The following is a 4,117-nucleotide window of genomic DNA, read 5'->3' as shown; positions in this document are numbered from 1 at the left end:
CACCGGGAGAAGGGGTTCAATCACTGCCCATTCGGCATCTGTCAATCCAGTAATTTGCCTGCCATCCTCTTCCTCATTGTTCAAAGGTTGTTATTTCTTGTCAGGCAAAAAATAAGACATTGTAATAACACTGTAAAATGGATTTTTGGGATAGATTCATGAAAATGCCTTGGCAATCATGAGGGCTTACCTGATGCGATACACAATATTTGAAACTTAGAAATTATCGTCCCTGAAAAACCACTTTCCGGCGATCTTTGAACGCCTTAATTCCGATATTTTTGTCTTCACTGGCACACAACTTGGCAAATTCTCTTGTTTCTTTGGCCATCCCCTCTTCCAAAGATGTTGATAATGTCGCATACACAGATGCTTTTATTCCTGCCATGGCAAGGGGAGCATTTTGTGCCATTTTTTCCGCCAGTTCCAATGCCTGCTCCACCGCGCTTTTTTCATATGCAATAACGTCTATCAACCCCATGGCCAATGCCTGATCCACAGATACCAACTCGCCGGTCAGCATCATTTCAAATGCTTTTCCCACACCGACCAAGCGGGGTAACATCTGGGTACCGCCGGCTCCGGGAAGAACCCCCAGCGTAACTTCAGGCAGTCCCATCCGTATACCCTGCTGTGCAATCCTGATGTCACAGGCCATTGCCAGTTCAAGCCCACCGCCGGCTGCCAAACCGTTAATTGCGGCAATCACCGGTTTAGAACAGCGTCTGAGCATTGCCATTACAAGTTTGACATGCGACACATTTTCCAGTCCGGCTTTTTCATCCCATACTGCCAATTCTTCCAGATCTGCACCGGCAACAAACAATTTACCCGCCCCTGTGATGACAATAACCCGAATCTCAGGTGCCTTTTCAGCAGCTTTAACTGCATCGGCCAAAGCATCAATGGTTTCCTGATCCAGTGCATTCACCGGCGGGTGATCAATGGTCAGAATCCGGACGGAATCATTATAATGTGATATTAAAATTGGCATATTTGTTACTTTTCCATTTCCTTTTTTACAATACATTTTTTTTAACGGTCCGGGACCGGTTCGATGGTTCGTTGGGGGCGGCATCAAGCCATTTTCAATATTTATTGTGGGCAAACATACTAAATAACAAGTCCGCCCGTTATCGTTATGTAGATACAGCAGCAATCGTGCCACAAATTAAAAATCATTTAAATTCAGCATGTTATATTATTTATAGATGATTATTCAGTTTTGTCGAAGGTTTTTTCGTGCCATAGTCCAAAAAAAAGTGTACTATATTCTCATTTTCGTTTTAATTGGAATATAGTGCAAAAAATCAGTTTTAGGGCACCATTTAAGGTATGGAAAAACAATATGAAAGTGGATGAGAGAGAATTTTTCAAAAATGCAACACTTAAAATCTGCAGCAGCCTTGAAATCGGAACGGCCTTGCATGAGTGTCTGTTATATATCTGTCAGTTTATTCCGGCAGATATCACCAATTTTCACATTTATCACAAGGATACCGGGATAATGGAAACCGTGGCCTATGCAGATTGCAATAGAGGCAAAAGCATATCCATTAAAGTGAAATTAGGAAAAACAGCACGAATGCGGGTCGAAAAGCAGCGTTCTCTCCGCATCAGGATAATTGATCGACTGGGAGACGATTTGGTCACCGCACCGTTAGCCCATGCCGCAGGTGTCGCCGACAAGTCTTCCGTATTACTGGATTTGGTTTTGGATCGCACCATGGTGGGTACTTTTTCAGTAGCTGGTGAAAAGCAATTCACAAAAGAGCATGTTCATCTGCTGAGTCTACTGGTCAAACCATGTGCCATTGCACTGGCCAACAGCCTCCGATATAGAGAAATCAAAAACCTGAAAGAGCTTTTGACTGATGATAACCAGTATCTTCGCGAAGAGCTAAACAAAATTTCAGGGAAAAAAGTAATAGGGGCAGAAGAAGGGCTAAAAGATGTCATGGAGAGAGTTTATCAGGTATCGCCCCTTGACAGCCCGGTATTGCTCACTGGAGAAACCGGAACGGGAAAAGAGGTGATTGCCAATGCCATTCACCACCTGTCACCGCGTCGAAAAGGCCCGCTTATTCGGGTCAACTGCGGTGCCATTCCGTCTACACTTTTGGACAGTGAACTCTTTGGTCATGAAAAAGGCTCATTTACCGGGGCACGCAGTCGCAAAAGGGGCCGAATCGAGCGGGCTCAGGGCGGTACCCTTTTTCTGGATGAAATTGGAGAACTCACAGCTGAGGCCCAAGTGCGCCTGTTGCGTGTGCTTCAGGAAAAGGAAATTGACCGGGTTGGAGGAGATGAAACAATCAAGGTGAACATTCGGATTATTGCAGCTACCCACCGGGATCTGAAAAAAATGCTGGATGAAAAAAAATTCAGAGCAGACCTTTTTTTCAGGCTCAGAATTTTTCCCATCGATATTCCCCCTCTTAGAAAACGAAAAAAAGACATTCCAGATCTTGTCCGCCATTTTATTTTGAAAAAATGCGAAGAAATGAAACGCGGTGTCGTCCCTTCCCCGACGCAAAATGCCATGTCCCGACTATTGAATTATGACTGGCCGGGCAACATCCGAGAACTGGAAAACGCAGTGGAACGCTCCCTTATTTTAGACCAGGGTTCCAATCTTTTTTTTAAAGAGATTGGTGCCTTTGACAAGACATCCTATCAAGCGGATGCCTTGACGAATTACAACAACCTGAAATCGCCAATTCCCCTTGATGAAGCGATGGCCGAGTATATTCAAAAAGTCCTTGCCTTATGCAACGGCAGGGTGTCCGGAGAAAAGGGGGCGGCCAAATTGCTGGATATCAATCCATCCACTTTGAGAAAGAGAATGAAAAAACTCGGTATTTTGTCAAGTAGAAAGATGAAAACATGTTAATCCATAGAAAAAATTATGCGGGAACGGAAAGGGTAAAGACAGTATTATGGCCTTTCTCACTGGATACATTTACCTTGCCATGATGATATTGAATAATATGTTTAACAATTGCCAGGCCAAGTCCGGTGCCGCCTTCATTGCGGGTTCTGGCCTTATCCACCCGATAAAACCGGTTAAAAATCTTAGGCAGATGTTCTGCGTCTATACCATCACCGTTATCTTTAATGACAATATCCACTTGGTGTTCTTGTTGAATAACCTGTATGGCCACGGCACTTCCATGGGGAGTGTATTTAACAGCATTGTCTAAAAGATTGAGAAGCGCCTGTTCCATTAAAAGTGGGTCCACCCGGACAGATAAATCCCCGGGGCAATCTACGTTGACGGTGATATTCTTTTTTTCCATATGGGGATGATAGGTATACAGGGCTCCCTGGATCAAGGTGGCAATATCCTGGGGATCAAATACCACATCCGTGCCCAGGAGTCTCTCCAGTCGTGATAAAGCCAGAAGATCGTTAATCAAGGCAATCATACGGTTGACGTTCTTTTCAATTATTTTCAGAAAATTCTCACACGCCTCAGGATCATTGCGGCTTATCATTTCCTGCAAGGTCTCAATGAATCCCTTGATAGCTGTAGTGGTGTCTGCAGTTCATGGGAGACATTGGCCGCAAAATCCTTATGCATGGTTTCAAGACGGCGAAGGTGTGTAATATCATGGAAAATAATCAAGGTTCCCATACGGATTTCCCCGGTATCATAAAGGGCCGTGGAATGAATGTTTAAAATAGTGCCTGAACGGAAAGGTTAAGATGCTTGCAAATAAAGCTTTACCCTGTGTTCGACAGTCATGGGATCATTTTTTCAGGATTTTGTCTAAATATCCTATAAAATCAAGGCGGGTGTTGGCTCTGAGATCAAAAACTGTGGGCACACGATCGACAAAGTTATCCTTGATATAGCAAAATATACATGCTTTTTTTATGGGCATGTATGTACGCAGCATAAAACGGAAGAACAAGGATGGGTCTGAGGTCGAGTATATCCAGTTGGCCCACAATACCCGACATCCTGAAAAGGGCTACACCCGGGCCGAGGTCGTCTACTCCTTCGGGCGGCGGGACCAGCTGGATGTGGCAGCTCTCAAGCGCCTTGTCTCCAGCCTCAGCCGCTTCATCAGCCCTGAAGATGCTCAAGATCTGGAGGCTCAGGGCACAGGCT

4 protein-coding genes are annotated in these 4,117 nt (G+C 44.7%); 1 reads left to right on the top strand and 3 read right to left on the bottom strand.

The window, feature by feature from the left end; all coding sequences use genetic code 11:
* Positions 1-223: 223 nt before the first annotated feature.
* Positions 224-994, bottom strand: coding sequence for an enoyl-CoA hydratase/isomerase family protein (locus ACYQ2M_RS24780; protein WP_459919082.1), 771 nt, complete (start codon positions 992-994; stop codon positions 224-226).
* A gap of 354 nt (positions 995-1,348) precedes the next feature.
* Here ACYQ2M_RS24780 and ACYQ2M_RS24775 point away from each other — a divergent pair, with 354 nt between their 5' ends.
* Complete coding sequence (locus ACYQ2M_RS24775) at positions 1,349-2,893, top strand: sigma-54 interaction domain-containing protein (protein WP_459919081.1); 1,545 nt, start codon at positions 1,349-1,351, stop codon at positions 2,891-2,893.
* 13 nt (positions 2,894-2,906) lie between these two features.
* Here the strand turns inward: ACYQ2M_RS24775 and ACYQ2M_RS24770 are convergent, their stop codons facing one another.
* Together ACYQ2M_RS24770 and ACYQ2M_RS24765 are read right to left on the bottom strand one after the other, a co-directional pair.
* Positions 2,907-3,497 (bottom strand): sensor histidine kinase, encoded by a 591-nt coding sequence (locus ACYQ2M_RS24770; protein ID WP_459919083.1) that lies wholly within the window; start codon positions 3,495-3,497, stop codon positions 2,907-2,909.
* Positions 3,498-3,843: 346 nt separating this feature from the next.
* The coding region (locus ACYQ2M_RS24765) for a hypothetical protein (RefSeq protein ID WP_459919080.1) at positions 3,844-4,117 on the bottom strand (274 nt) is incomplete at its 5' end.

The sequence above is a fragment of the Desulfocicer niacini genome (genome assembly GCF_054657595.1).
Note: the sequence above shows the minus strand (reverse complement) of the source record. Positions and strands in the feature narration are given on the sequence as shown.

Excerpts from the sequence above, each read along its gene's own strand:
- ACYQ2M_RS24780 (WP_459919082.1), bottom strand. The coding sequence starts at position 994 with ATGCCAATTTTAATATCACATTATAATGATTCCGTCCGGATTCTGACC.
- ACYQ2M_RS24775 (WP_459919081.1), top strand. The coding sequence starts at position 1,349 with ATGAAAGTGGATGAGAGAGAATTTTTCAAAAATGCAACACTTAAAATC.
- ACYQ2M_RS24770 (WP_459919083.1), bottom strand. The coding sequence starts at position 3,497 with ATGATAAGCCGCAATGATCCTGAGGCGTGTGAGAATTTTCTGAAAATA.